This window comes from Oceanobacillus salinisoli, from assembly GCF_009733865.1.
GTDB lineage: Bacteria > Bacillota > Bacilli > Bacillales > Amphibacillaceae > Oceanobacillus > Oceanobacillus salinisoli.
The window spans coordinates 246,725-259,741 of sequence record NZ_WOFB01000002.1; the positions used below are offsets into that span (position 1 = coordinate 246,725).

Consider the following 13,017-nt stretch of genomic DNA (forward strand, 5'->3'; position numbering starts at 1 on the left):
TTTATCCACTCCACTTCTATATTAACTCTAAAAAAGTCCATTAAAAAAAGCCCATTTATCCCAATTAAAAAGGGACGAATGAACCGCGGTGCCACCCTAATTATCTTAACGTTGTAAGATCACTTTATTAATAATTAGCTCCAAAGTCCAATTCCGATTTACCTTGATGCTTGTTTTCACCAACCACAAGCTCTCTAAAAATCAGCGGGTAAAACGTACTGCGCCTTCTTCATTGCCTATATTATTGATTTTTTATTATTATATTATAGCATTGTATTCATTGCAAGTTTCCACCTTTTATTACAAACAACCAGAAGAAATATCAAAATGGCGGTCTAATCATCCCCATTTCCCTTGCTTGCTCTTCAATTTCATCATATATTTCAATTTCTTTTTGATACTCCATGTTTATTATAAATACAGCTTCTTGTTTTATACAATTTCACTTTGACTATTATCATCTTCTAAATATCATTTTAAAATATTTTCTAACCAAGTCGATTTCTTTTTGATCACCTAAACAATATTTTTTCCTTTTTTAACCATCTATTTCAACTTCTTCTATTGAGATCCCTATGGTTGCCTACATATCAGCCCATATCAACAAGTTCATTCATATTGGCTGATACTTTAGTCCATTAATAGAATTTTCTTTTTCCCATATACAGAATTATAGTATAGACGTGCAACGGTAGATAAGTCAATTATACTACTTTATTCCTACCTAGAAATAGAATGAGCAAGGTAAATGAATGATATATATTAAAGAATCTGGCATCGAAGTATAGAGAGAGTGTTATTGAGGAGTTATTGTTTGTTAAATCAATTTTAAAGTAAAGGGAAGTTAAAACAAGGGTAAAATGATTAACTCTCTAGATTGTATTTGTTTGGGGATGCAAAAGAGAAGTCGACTTTTGGCACTCTATAGCCCCCATAGATGACATAGTAGCTAAATAACATGTTGCAAAATTTTCTCCGTACATATATAATAAAGCAGGCTTCTAAAATACCCTAACAGGTATATTAGGAGAGATAATATTAGGGGGAAAATGAGATATGGATAAAAAGAACAATGTAATTCAAAACGATATATATAATCCAGGTAAACAAAAACAATTATACAAACGAACACTTATTGTTATTATAATTGCTCAAATGCTCGGCGGGGCTGGTTTAGCAGCTGGTATAACAGTAGGTGCATTGCTTGCTGAAGATATGCTAGGCTCCAACACGTTAGCTGGTTTACCTATCGCACTATTTACTCTAGGATCTGCAGGTGCATCCTTAATTGTAGGAAACCTTTCTCAACGATTTGGTCGTCGTGTCGGTCTTGCATCAGGTTTCATCACAGGTGGCTTAGGTGCAGCTGGTGTTGTACTTTCAGCTTTATTCCATAATGTTATGCTCCTATTTATTGCCTTACTAATATACGGTGCTGGTACAGCAACGAACTTACAAGCGCGTTATGCAGGTACAGACTTAGCTAGTGAAAAACAACGTGCTACAGCTATTAGTATGGCGATGGTTTCTACGACATTTGGTGCAGTTGCTGGACCCAACCTGGTAGGAGTGATGGGTGAATTTGCCTTATCGATTGGTGTCCCAGCGTTAGCTGGACCTTTCATTCTTGCCGGGGTTGCCTTTCTCCTTGCTGGTTTGGTGTTATTTGTGATGCTTCTTCCAGACCCACTTAAGGTCGCACAAGCAATCGCAATGAATAAACAAGAAGTTGAAGAAAGTACAGAACATAAAACAAAAGAAATACTAAAGCTTGATCATCGTACTATAACGATGGGAGCTACTGTCATGGTTGTAACTCAAATTGTAATGGTTGCGGTAATGACCATGACTCCAGTACACATGGAAGAGCATGGACATGGACTTTCTGCAGTAGGATTAATCATTGGATTTCATATCGGAGCCATGTATTTACCATCTCTTGTAACAGGTGTTCTAGTGGATAAAGTTGGACGTAAAGCGATGGCAAGTATAGCTGGTATTACCTTGCTCCTTTCTGGGATTATGGCTGCTTATGCACCAACAGAATCAGTAACACTATTAACCATTTCGCTAATTCTTCTAGGTCTAGGTTGGAACTTTGGGTTAATTAGTGGAACAGCATTAATTGTTGATGGTACTACACCTTCCAATCGTGCGAAAGTACAAGGAACGGTTGACGTTCTGATTGCGTTATCTGGTGCAGCAGGTGGTGCTTTATCAGGTATGGTAGTTGCGGGTTCAAGCTTTGCTACCCTTTCAATAGGAAGTGGTGTTATTTCCTTGTTACTTGTACCGGTCATTCTAATTGTGTTACGAAACAACAGCAGCAAAAATGCCGTAAGTCCCCATAAATGATGCAATCATTGTGGGGATTTTTTGCGGTTTAGGAAATTATAAAATTTGTGGCTGTAGATTATTTTTATTTAGGTATAGCCACGTCCAGCTTCGACGTACAGGACGTACTAGTGCCGACGTCGCCACAGGACATGGCGAACTTAGTCGGCCAGCGCCCAGCGACTAGCGAGACTTCCTTCACCTCCGTACGATAAGTCAACATCATTCAAGTACTTAAGGAAGGCCGACTAATAACGGGCTTTGCGCCCAACTCACGTATACCCCATGAAGGGGCATGTTTCCTTTTCGCTCTTCAAGCATAAGATTCACTAAGATTTTTACATTCGTAAAAATCAAGATCATCTAATCTCCTGTGGGGATTGTTCGCTTAAAAACGCCACTTTGCGCGGTAACATCGAACCACCTGGCATGGCCAGGCGCAGTCCGTACGTTGCTAAACGGGGGCTTGCGCTTTTGTTCCACTCGTAATACAACCGCTTAACTCCTCTTTACCTATATAATACTTGTTTGGCTTACAATTAAATTCTTCATATAGAATTTGGTCTTTTGGAGACCCTAACAATGAATTAAAGTTTAGAGGGTGGTGCGGCAACGTTTATTGAATATGCGAAAGACGCTAATATTACCCTAACATTTTAATCGCTAGGAGGATTATGCATGGTTAAAATTATGACTACAAAAGAATTAGCGAAGAAGGTCATAAAACATGAAGAGACACTTATACTAGATGTACGTAACACCAATGAATTCGACAATTGGAAAATAGAAGGCGGAAAAGTCGAGGTAATAAATGAACCTTATTTTAACTTGTTAGATGGTGTTGATCCACTAGTAGAGAAGCTTATGAAAGAGCAAGAGGTTATTGTGGTCTGTGCCAAGGGAGGTTCCTCCAAAATGGTTGCAGAACTACTTGAGGATGAAGGTTTCTCAAATGTATACAGTCTCGAAGGTGGAATGAAATCATGGAGTGAGCATCTAGAGCCTGTTAAGGTTGGTGAATTAAGTGGAGGGGGAACGCTTTATCAATTTGTTCGTTTAGGTAAGGGCTGCCTATCTTATTTTATAGAAGTAAACGGGGAAGCGGCAATAATTGATTCAAACCGTATGACGGGCGTTTATGAGGAGTTTGCTGCTGAAAAAGGAGTAAAGATCACACATGTGCTCGATACCCATTTACATGCGGACCATATTTCTGGTGGCCGCCAGTTAGCGGAAAAGGTTGGAGGAACTTATCACCTGCCTCCTAAAGATGCTACAGAAGTTACTTTTGAATTCACACCGCTTCAAGAAGGAAAGGACATTGAAATGGGTGGTTCTGTGAAAATCCAACCAATCTATTCTCCGGGTCATACAATCGGAAGTACTTCTTTTTTAATTGATGCTCAATATCTACTAACAGGAGATATTCTTTTTGTAAGGTCCATTGGACGTCCAGATTTAGCTGGTTTAGCTGAAGATTGGGTTAGTGACTTACGTAATACTCTCTATAATCGCTATAAAGAATTATCCGAGGATTTAATTGTCTTACCAGCCCATTACTCTTTTGCAGAAGAGCTCGGCAAGGGAGGTTTAGTATCAGCCAGGTTGGGAGCCCTTTATCACGTAATTCCGGCTTGCAAGTGGATGATGAGAACCAATTTAGAAAAATGGTTACCGAAAATCTTCCACCTCAACCAAATGCTTATGAAGATATTCGAAAAACAAATATGGGTAAAATCACCCCAGAAGAAGAAAAGAAAAAAGAAATGGAAACAGGACCAAACCGTTGTGCGGTTGAAGGTTAAGGTGCCCCACTTGTCTTGGTCTAGCCTAGTTGCTTCACCATTAGGTGCTAATTCTGGAAAAAGGGTCAATGCAAAAATTCTACGATGAATATTAGTAATATTGATTTTAGAACAGCAATAAAAATATGGTTAGGGTTTTTGTAAGATGTCCATTTAAACCAATTAGCAAATGTTAGGAAAGATTTTTGGCCTTTTTTGGTTATTAAGATGCGACACCCACGATTTTGTCTAAATCAGCATTTGTGTGGGTGTTTTTTATTGAGAATATACTAGCTTTTTCACGTATTTCTATTTAAATTAAGGATGAAAATAGCCAATAATATGTGAAGATAACAAATAATTAATAAAGAAGTGTTTAATTATAATGGACAAGGAGAAGAATCAAAACCAGTCAACGAAAGATTCTAAATATATTCAGCAGCATATGGCAAATGAACGAACATTGCTAGCGTGGATTAGAACAGCAATCGCTATTATTGGAGTGGGGTTTCTAGTAACAAATTTACATTTTACAATGAAATCAAGGGTAACTATACTTGGTGACATTTTAGCAAATATTATTGGTATTTCTTCTGTAGTATTAGGTATAGCCACTATAGCCCTTGCGATAATTACTTATATTCAAAAGGTCGATGCCATTAATAACCAATCGTTTCGAGCACCAAGACTAACTGTTATCTTACTTGGATTATTCGTGATTGTAATTGCAGTTGTATTTGGTATGTACTTTATAATTCTTTAAGTCATTCTAATTCCTAGGCCTATATTTTTAGTCATATCTATTATTCAAAATTTTAGGGGGAAAGAGTAATGTCAGGAAAAAATTTAATCCCAATAAAGCACACAAACTATTAAGTGAAGAGAGAAAAGCAATCTTACCACCTACAGAAATTATTAAATACTTAAATATTAATAGAAATGATATGGTAGCCGACCTTGGTGCAGTTAACGGATACTTTACTATTCCCATTACTAAAGTTACTAATAATACTTTCTATGCTGTTGATATTGAACCTAAGGTGCTTAGTATGTTGTGGAAAGTGATTTAGTTAATATTAATCTAGATGATAATTCAGTTAATAAAGCTATTGTTTCAATGGTTATTTATGAAGTGTCCAGTATTGATCGGACACTTTATGAAATAAAGCGAATTTAAAACCAGGTGGACAAATACTTCTTATTGAATGGAAAGCTATAGAGATGAGTCTGGACCACCGGCTGTTTCAATACTTATGGATCTTTAGTATCTCTACGATAACCATCGGTAGTCTCACACATTTTTATTTAACAAAGAAGCTGATTCATCCATTGAGAGAGCTTATTCATTCTACTAAAAAGATGAAGCAAGGGGAGTACCCTACTCCTATTGAAATAAAGCCTGAGGGAGAAATTGGTGAACTGATGAGTCATTTTAACGATTTAGTGAAACAATTAGAGGCTAATGAAAAACACAGACAAAAGCTAGTATCTGATTTATCACATGAGTTTCGAACTCCATTATCTAACTTAAACGGTTATCTTCGTGCATTACAAAGTAGTGTGATAGAGGGAGATGAGAAACTATACCAATCTCTATATGAGGAATCGAAACGACTTATTCACTTGGTTGAGCAGATGGAGCAGCTCAAGGAATGGGATCACCTATCAAGTCAGATCTTTTCAGAAAAGTCTCCTGTAAATATAAAAAAACTGGTGGAACAATCTGTTGAAATGTTTCGTTGGACATCGGAGCAAGCAAAAATTAAAGTACAAGTAGATGTTGCACCTAGCTTGGTAACGGTTAATAGTGGAGCGATAACACAAGTCATTAGTAATTTACTAGATAATGCGATTCGCTATTATGAAGGGACTGGACCGATTATGATAGAAGGAAAGAATCTGGAGTCAGAATACGTGCTTTGTGTAATTGGTCCTGGAAAACCTATTTCAGTTGAGGGTCAGGAAAGGATTTTTGAACGCTTCTATCGCACTGACTATTCTAGGTCACGAGAATTTGGGGGATCTGGACTAGGGCTAGCAATATCAAAAGAAATTATTGGACATCATCGTGGCATTATCGGTGTTACTTCAGAGGAGAATGTGCATACTTTTTCGTTTAGAGTGCCACGGGAATAAGCCTAAGTGTTGTGAGGTGTAGCCAATGCTGGGATACATGAACCTATGTCCAAGTTAAATAGCCCATAGATACATTGGAAAAAGGTATCAAAAAAAATATAGATAACAGGGTTGACATTTTACCCTATGGGGTATATTATAGGTGATGTAATTGATTTTCGTAAAGCAAAATCAGTGGAAATCATGCAAAAATCATCTTATAAACGTCGTTATTAATAACGACTATTTTATTACTAATTATTATACCCATGTAGGTATAAAATAGATGTCAAATCACAAATTTTTTTGATGAAAATAATACCTTGGGGGGTAAATGTATGATTCAAACAAATCATCAACTAGATGCAAAGGGCTTAGCTTGCCCAATGCCGATTGTGAAAACAAAAAAAGCAATCATCGAACTTGAAGAAGGTCAAGTATTGGAAATTCAAGCAACAGACAAGGGCTCCAAGGCAGATTTAACTGCATGGGCAAGTTCTGTGGGACACCAATATTTAGGAACAGTGGAAGAAGGCGATGTTCTTTATCATTACATTCGTAAAGGTTCTAATGAGCCAGAAGTGGAAAAATCATATGAACACACTGTTTCACTTGATGAAATTGAATCACGTGAAGGCTTAATTTTAGACGTACGTGAAGCAGCAGAATATGCATTTGGTCATATTGAGGGTGCTAAATCCATTCCGATGGGAGAAATAGAATCACGGCTTGCGGAATTGGATAAAGAAAAAGAAATCTATGTGATTTGCCGTACAGGGAAACGCTCTGACTTGGCAGCACAACTTTTAGCTAAAAATGGTTTTACAAAAGTTTATAATGTTCTACCAGGTATGAATGAGTGGAACGGAAAAATTACAAAAGAGGTATAGGAGGAATTTATAATGTCAGAAAAGATAGCTATTATTGCAGCAAACGGTGGAATGTTTGATGCATACAAAGTATTCAATATTGCAACAGCAGCAGCAGCTTCAGAAAAAGAGGTAGAAATCTTTTTCACGTTTGAAGGGTTAAACTTAATTCACAAGCAAGGAATGCATCACTTAGAAATGCCAGCAGGGAAAGAACATTTCGCGGAAGGGTTTGAAAAAGCAAACATTCCGACCATACCACAACTAGTTGAGACGGCACAGGAACTTGGCGTGAAATTCATTGCTTGTCAAATGACAATGGATGTAATGGGACTTACAAAAGAAGATTTTATCGATGGAATCGAAGTCGGTGGAGCAGTCACATTCTTAGACTTTGCAAAAGATGCAGCACCAACATTAACTTTCTAATTAGATTATAAAACTTCATGCAGTGGGGAATTTCTCCCACTGCAAAAAAATCTACAAAAATATACCTAAGGGGGTAATCAGGAGAATGGCTGTAAACAAATGGACAGCAGCAAAAGTTGCGAGAAAAGTGATAGATAATGAAGAATTATTTATTTTAGACGTACGTAATCATGATGCATTTGAAGATTGGAAAATTGAAGGACATAAATTTGAGTATTTAAACATTCCTTACTTTGAACTATTAGATGGTGTGGAAGAAGTCCTACCAAAACTTCCAACGGATAAAGATGTGCTAGTAGTCTGTGCGAAAGAAGGGTCTTCTGTTATGGTCGCAGAAATGCTATCTGAAGCAGGCCTGGAAGTAGCATACCTTGAAGGTGGAATGAAATCTTGGAGTAGCTATCTAGAACCAATTAAAGTTGCAGATTTAGAAAATGGTGGGGAGCTGTACCAATTCGTTCGTCTGGGTAAAGGCTGCCTATCCTATATGGTTATTTCTGAAGGAGAAGCTGCAATTATTGATGCGGTACGATTTACAGATTTATTCACAAACTTTGCCAAAGAAAAAGGTGTAGAAATTAAGCATGTATTTGATACACATTTACACGCAGACCATATCTCAGGTGGACGCAACATTGCAGCTGCAACGGGCGCAACTTACTACCTACCACCAAAGGATGCTACAGAGGTAGTGTTCGATTACACAGCTCTTACAGATGGTTTAAACGTGAAAATTGGCGCATCTCAAATTGATGTAAATGCACTATATTCACCAGGACACACAATAGGATCAACATCTTTTGTCATTGATAACAAATTTCTATTAACTGGTGATATTTTATTTATCGATTCAATCGGTCGTCCAGACTTAGCTGGCTTAGCTGAAGACTGGGTTGGGGATTTACGTGAAACCTTATATTCTCGCTACCGTGAACTAGCAGAAGATTTAGTAGTATTACCAGCACATTTCATGATTATCGATGAATTAAATAAGGATGGTACAGTGGCAAGACGATTAGGTGACCTATATAAAGAAAATCATGGCCTAAACATTAAAGACGAAGAAGAGTTCCGTCGTACGGTTACAGATAACTTACCACCACAACCAAATGCGTACGAACAAATTCGCCAAGTAAACATGGGTAAAATTACTCCTGATAATGACGAACAAACCGAAATGGAAATCGGACCAAATCGTTGTGCCGTTCGTTAATTGAACGATAATAATTTAATAGTAACGTAATAGGTTAAGAAAATCAGTCATTGATTCAAAAATAGCAGTGGATGATCTACAACTAATGTTGATCATCCAATTCAAAACTCTACTAAAACAAAATTAACGGAGGTATTTTAAATGAACATTACAAAAACACTAGATGCAAAAGGTTTAGCATGTCCAATGCCTATCGTTAGAACAAAAAAAGCAATGGACACGATTAACTCTGGAGAAGTACTTGAAGTGCTTGTAACAGACAAAGGAGCTTTAAACGATATCCCTGCATGGGCAAAATCAGGTGGTCATATCGTATTAGAACAAAAAACAGAAGAGGATGTTCTATACTTCTATATTCAAAAAGCATAATGAAAATCAAAAAGCGAGTAGCAACATCTACTCGCTTTTCTAAAAGTTAGAAAGAAGGTTTATCGATGGATTTAACATTTATCACGGTAGTATTTGCAATCGGATTTATTGGTTCCTTTTTATCTGGAATGTTGGGTGTTGGTGGCTCGATCATTAAATACCCAATGCTATTATATATTCCACCTTTATTCGGTTTAGTAGCTTTTACAGCCCATGAGGTTTCGGGGATAAGTGCAGTACAGGTATTGTTTGCCTCCATTGCTGGAGTTTGGGCATATCGTAAAGGTGGATACCTGAACAAACAACTCATCATCTATATGGGAGGAGCTATCCTAATCGGTAGCTTAATCGGAAGTTATGGATCTAGCCTCATATCGGAACAAGCAGTGATTATTGTGTATGGTATTCTTGCCGTAATTGCCGTAGTGATGATGTTTGTACCGAAAAAGCGCGTAGATGATATGTCACTAAAGGAAGTAACTTTTAATAAGCCATTAGCAGCAATATTAGCTTTCATAGTTGGAATAGTATCTGGCATAGTTGGTGCAGCAGGAGGGTTCTTGCTAGTACCTATCATGTTAACAGTTTTGAACATACCTACACGCATGACCATTGCAACTAGTCTAGCCGTTACTTTTATTTCTTCGATTGGAGGTAGTGTTGGTAAGCTTGTAACCGGTCAAATTGATTATTGGCCAGCATTTATTATGATTGTAGCAAGCTTATTAGCAGCACCGCTCGGAGCAAAAGTCGGTAAGAAAATGAATACACAAATTTTACAAGTGATTTTGGCAATTCTTATTGCAGGAACCGCAGTAAAGATTTGGTATGATATTTTATTCTAGAAAGACCTGACAATTTAATTCCGCAAGATCGACCGGTTTACATTCATCGTAGCTCTGGTCAACGAAGCTATAACATGGTCATGGCTCTTAAAAACTTAGGATATTCTAATGTATTAAATATTTCTGGCTCTTATCTAGGTGTTAATCTATTTGAATACTTTAATGATTTGGAAACTGGAAGAGAGAAAATCGTTACAGAATATAATTTTAAATAATTATCCATAAATCTAATTAGTGAATAGGAATTTATACCTAAACAAACTTGACTAAATACCGTGTTGGGTATATGATTGACGATAGAAGAGTTGATATACTTTTCTTTTATTTTTAATCAAAATAATACCTATTGGGGTATATGTGTGTAATTGGAGGTAATGATAATGAAAGAAATTACTGCAAAAGAATTAGAGCAAAAATTAGTATCAGGCGAGAAACTTAATATTATTGATGTTAGAGAAGATGTGGAAGTTGCTACTGGAAAAATACCAGGAGCAAAACATATCCCGCTTGGTCAAGTTCCAGATCGTCTAGAAGAATTAGATAAAACGGAACATTACTATATGGTATGTCGTTCAGGTGGTAGAAGTGGTAACGCATGCCAGTTCCTAATCCAGAACGGTTACAATGTAATAAATATGGTAGGCGGTATGCTTGACTGGGAAGGAGAAATGGAGTAATAAAATGGGGATTATTGAGTGGATTCTAATCATTTTAATTATTGGTTTTCTCGTTAATCGTTTCATGCCAGTAAAAGGTATTTCAAATATAAGTGTTCAAGAGGCGAAGAATAAATTCAAGGAAAACAATGTGCAATTCATTGATGTACGGACGGTTGGTGAATATAAGGCAAATCACCGCAAACCTTTTAAAAATATTCCACTTTCTAATTTAGCTAGTAAGATTGATACCTTAGATAAGGACAAAGAAGCTGTTGTTATTTGTCAAAGTGGAATGAGAAGTGCTAAAGCAGCAAAAATCCTAAAGAAAAATGGATTTCAGAATATATATAACGTAAAAGGCGGTATGAGTACTTGGATTTAAGAAAGGAAGAATACGATGGCAAAACAAGTAACACCTAAAGAAATAGCTCAACGTCTTAAGAAGGGTGAAGAAGTAATAGTAATTGATGTTCGTGAAAGTAGTGAAGTGGCTAACGGTAAAATTCCCGGTGCTAAGCATATCCCTTTAGGTCAACTTGCTTTACGTAAGGGTGAACTAGACAAGGATAAAAACTATTTTATTACGTGCCAATCAGGTAATCGTAGTAAAGCTGCTTGTGGAATTCTAGAAGCATTAGGATATAAAGTAGAAGACATGATTGGCGGCATGAATAACTGGAGCGGTAAAACCGAGTAAAACATGGAGGTATAGAGAAATTTCCTTGAGGTTATCATTAAAATCATGGTGTTTTAGGCAATTGCCACAAATATTTTAAAAGAAATAGAGGCCATCTATAATGAATCAAGATATAACCATCTACACCACCACGATGTGTCCAGTATGTGGTATGGTTAGAGATTTCTTAACGAATATGAATTTGGAATATAAAGAAGTTAATGTAGATCTTCATCCAATTGCAATGATAAAACTGATTGGAAAAACCCGAAGATTTTCTGTCCCACAGACAAATATAAATGTCAATGGATTTTTGGGTTTGATCCTGTTCGTATATTAGATGTATTAAGTTCTTAGGATTATTTAGGGGGATATAGATATGCAATCAATACCATATTCGTTTTTTGTTAAGATATAACCCAAAGAAAAAAGGAGGTATTTTCATGGAGAACAACATTACAGTATATACGACAACACAATGTCCATATTGTACAATGCTAAAGGGGTTCTTATCTCAAAATAATATTGCTTTTAATGAGGTAAATGTTGAGAAAGATCCAATTATGATGCAAAGGGTAGTGAGACAAACAGGACAAATGGGAGTTCCTCAAACAGAAATTAATGGTGAATGGGTTATTGGATTTGATCCTGAGAGCATCATTAAAGCACTTAAACAATAAGTATATGAAAAGATTAAAGGGCGAGAAAATATCGCCCTTTGCTTTCTTTATCCTCTTTGTAGCCCTCGTTTCCTTCAGAATTTAACAGGAAGATAGTTGTAATTTAGCAAATACGTAATCCAATTAAACAGAATATTATAGCAAGCTTTTTTTTATAGTTACCTTAACGAAATACCTAACGGGGTATATTGTATAAGTTTATAATCCTTATTAACAGGTGATAATTATGATATTATATTTGCTAGGTATAATTATAGAAGGTACGTTTCTATTAAGAAGAGGGTTTCTTGTTAGCAGCTTTGAAATTTTAGATTGTCCTTGTAAGGAAAAAGGAGGAATTATAGATGGAGTATGATAAATCTGTTGTCAATCGTTTAAAACGAGTGGAAGGACAAATCAAGGGTGTTTTAAATATGATTGAACAAAATAAAGATTGTAGCGAAGTAATTACTCAATTATCAGCTTCACGGACTGCCATTGATCGTACCATTGGTTTAATTGTAAGTATGAACTTAGAACAATGTGTTCGGGAAAATATAGCAAATGGTGAAAACACAAAACAAGTAGTTAAAGAAGCTGTCGATTTATTAGTTAAAAGTAGATAAGTTCAACAATTCATGTAAAAAGAAGAGTTGATGAACTTTTCTTTTTAAATAAAATGATACCCATGTGCAGGAAACTTTACCAACCTTCAACAATGGTAATGAAAAATTATAGTGTGGATTTAAAATAATGTCACGAAGTTTAAAATAAAGTCGCGACGTTTTACCCCTTTGGATCCGCATTGTCCAAAGGGACGGATCGATTATATTATCAATTTCACATCGAAACGCTAAATGAGTTGCTAAGGGTTTCGAAGGAGGAAATTCGTATCTTCCCTTAGATGATTTAGAGGGAAAAAATATGATCATTTAGATAAAATAAGAGTTATCTGACTGACATCGGCTATCAAGTTGAAGAAATGAAAGTATCATATGAATTTCAGATAAATGCTAACTCGATAATGACATATAAATATTTAATGGTTGCCATCTGCGGCAAGTA

General features: G+C 36.2%; 14 protein-coding genes, 2 pseudogenes and 1 other annotated feature. All 16 genes and pseudogenes read left to right on the forward strand.

The genetic code is table 11. The features are described from left to right. Positions 1–67: 67 nt before the first annotated feature. Positions 68–242, reverse strand: a binding site (T-box leader). An 814-nt stretch (positions 243–1,056) separates the two neighbouring features. The 16 genes and pseudogenes from GMJ66_RS03005 (at position 1,057) to GMJ66_RS03080 (ending at position 12,578) form a co-directional block, all read left to right on the forward strand. Next, the gene (locus GMJ66_RS03005) at positions 1,057–2,355 is read left to right on the forward strand and encodes an MFS transporter (protein ID WP_156288858.1); all 1,299 of its coding nucleotides are present in this window, start codon (positions 1,057–1,059) and stop codon (positions 2,353–2,355) included. 657 nt (positions 2,356–3,012) lie between these two features. Next, positions 3,013–4,139 (forward strand): annotated as a pseudogene (locus tag GMJ66_RS03010) (MBL fold metallo-hydrolase). A 364-nt stretch (positions 4,140–4,503) separates the two neighbouring features. Beyond that, positions 4,504–4,881, forward strand: coding sequence for a YidH family protein (locus tag GMJ66_RS03015; RefSeq protein WP_156288859.1), 378 nt, complete (start codon positions 4,504–4,506; stop codon positions 4,879–4,881). 458 nt (positions 4,882–5,339) lie between these two features. Continuing rightward, on the forward strand, positions 5,340–6,254 hold the full coding sequence (locus tag GMJ66_RS03025; RefSeq protein ID WP_156288861.1) for a sensor histidine kinase: 915 nt from the start codon (positions 5,340–5,342) through the stop codon (positions 6,252–6,254). Between the two features lie 317 nt (positions 6,255–6,571). After that, positions 6,572–7,123, forward strand: a complete 552-nt coding sequence (locus tag GMJ66_RS03030) for a sulfurtransferase TusA family protein (protein WP_156288862.1) — start codon at positions 6,572–6,574, stop codon at positions 7,121–7,123. A gap of 12 nt (positions 7,124–7,135) precedes the next feature. Continuing rightward, the gene (locus tag GMJ66_RS03035) at positions 7,136–7,531 is read left to right on the forward strand and encodes a DsrE/DsrF/DrsH-like family protein (RefSeq protein WP_156288863.1); all 396 of its coding nucleotides are present in this window, start codon (positions 7,136–7,138) and stop codon (positions 7,529–7,531) included. Between the two features lie 85 nt (positions 7,532–7,616). Continuing rightward, positions 7,617–8,744 (forward strand): MBL fold metallo-hydrolase, encoded by a 1,128-nt coding sequence (locus tag GMJ66_RS03040; RefSeq protein WP_156288864.1) that lies wholly within the window; start codon positions 7,617–7,619, stop codon positions 8,742–8,744. 141 nt (positions 8,745–8,885) lie between these two features. Beyond that, a complete protein-coding gene (locus tag GMJ66_RS03045; RefSeq protein WP_156288865.1) occupies positions 8,886–9,113 on the forward strand; it encodes a sulfurtransferase TusA family protein in 228 nt (75 codons plus the stop codon). Positions 9,114–9,178: 65 nt separating this feature from the next. Beyond that, positions 9,179–9,958, forward strand: a complete 780-nt coding sequence (locus tag GMJ66_RS03050; RefSeq protein ID WP_156288866.1) for a sulfite exporter TauE/SafE family protein — start codon at positions 9,179–9,181, stop codon at positions 9,956–9,958. 17 nt (positions 9,959–9,975) lie between these two features. Then, a pseudogene (locus GMJ66_RS20555) lies at positions 9,976–10,173 on the forward strand (rhodanese-like domain-containing protein); the annotation flags it as partial. Positions 10,174–10,338: 165 nt separating this feature from the next. Then, positions 10,339–10,635, forward strand: coding sequence for a rhodanese-like domain-containing protein (locus tag GMJ66_RS03055; RefSeq protein WP_156288867.1), 297 nt, complete (start codon positions 10,339–10,341; stop codon positions 10,633–10,635). A 4-nt stretch (positions 10,636–10,639) separates the two neighbouring features. After that, complete coding sequence (locus GMJ66_RS03060) at positions 10,640–10,999, forward strand: rhodanese-like domain-containing protein (protein ID WP_156288868.1); 360 nt, start codon at positions 10,640–10,642, stop codon at positions 10,997–10,999. A 15-nt stretch (positions 11,000–11,014) separates the two neighbouring features. Beyond that, positions 11,015–11,314: a rhodanese-like domain-containing protein gene (locus tag GMJ66_RS03065; protein ID WP_156288869.1), complete on the forward strand. Its 300-nt coding sequence runs from the start codon at positions 11,015–11,017 to the stop codon at positions 11,312–11,314. A 100-nt stretch (positions 11,315–11,414) separates the two neighbouring features. Next, on the forward strand, positions 11,415–11,633 hold the full coding sequence (locus GMJ66_RS03070) for a glutaredoxin family protein (RefSeq protein ID WP_231514796.1): 219 nt from the start codon (positions 11,415–11,417) through the stop codon (positions 11,631–11,633). Positions 11,634–11,736: 103 nt separating this feature from the next. Then, positions 11,737–11,973, forward strand: coding sequence for a glutaredoxin family protein (locus tag GMJ66_RS03075; RefSeq protein WP_156288870.1), 237 nt, complete (start codon positions 11,737–11,739; stop codon positions 11,971–11,973). Positions 11,974–12,317: 344 nt separating this feature from the next. Further along, complete coding sequence (locus GMJ66_RS03080) at positions 12,318–12,578, forward strand: metal-sensitive transcriptional regulator (RefSeq protein WP_156288871.1); 261 nt, start codon at positions 12,318–12,320, stop codon at positions 12,576–12,578. Positions 12,579–13,017 lie beyond the last annotated feature (439 nt).